This is a genomic window from Enterovibrio paralichthyis (assembly GCF_019209835.1).
Classification (GTDB): domain Bacteria; phylum Pseudomonadota; class Gammaproteobacteria; order Enterobacterales; family Vibrionaceae; genus Enterovibrio; species Enterovibrio paralichthyis.
In genome coordinates, this window is the sequence record NZ_JAHUTS010000066.1 from 1 (window position 1) to 596 (window position 596).

Consider the following 596-nt stretch of genomic DNA (forward strand, 5'->3'; position numbering starts at 1 on the left):
TAATGCCAGTCAGTTAAGCTGACTGGCTTTCTTTTTATTGGGGTATTTCTTTGCCTTAGGCTTCACGGCTCTCGGGTATATTCGCTCTTCTCGCTTAATGGGCAACACATGATGTATCGCCTCCTCCTGCAGGTGGGTAATACGCTTAGGGATGGTTCCCGCCGATTCCAACCAGAACCCTAATATCACGTGAATGATGGAGTGGGCACACGTTGTGAAGCTCAGTTGATTTGGGTAGATACCCGGTACAGTCCTCGCCATATTCACCATCTGATATCTAATGATGTTATAGCTAAGCAACAAGCCCCATAACTCTTGCTTTACCATCTCTGGCTTCTTACTTCTCAACGTAAATTCGTTGTTCAGGAGTGATGACTTCATTTCCCGATAGCCCACCTCGATTTCCCATCGATGGCTATAAAGCTCTGCGATTTCTGCGGGCGGATAGCGGCGATGGTCAGTCATCGAAGTCAGGATACTGACTTCTTTCCCTTTGAGGGTTTTCTTTATCAGGCGAACTTCTAGGGTTTCAGGCAGCGCGGGGGACTTCTTTCTCGCCTGAGGCGTGGTTTTGATTTCGACAATGCGGTCATTGC

1 protein-coding gene is annotated in these 596 nt (G+C 48.0%); it reads right to left on the minus strand.

What is annotated here, in order from left to right; genetic code table 11:
• Nucleotides 1-9: 9 nt before the first annotated feature.
• Nucleotides 10-596 (minus strand): transposase (locus KU854_RS25215; protein WP_218360856.1); only part of this gene is annotated, 587 nt, incomplete at its 5' end.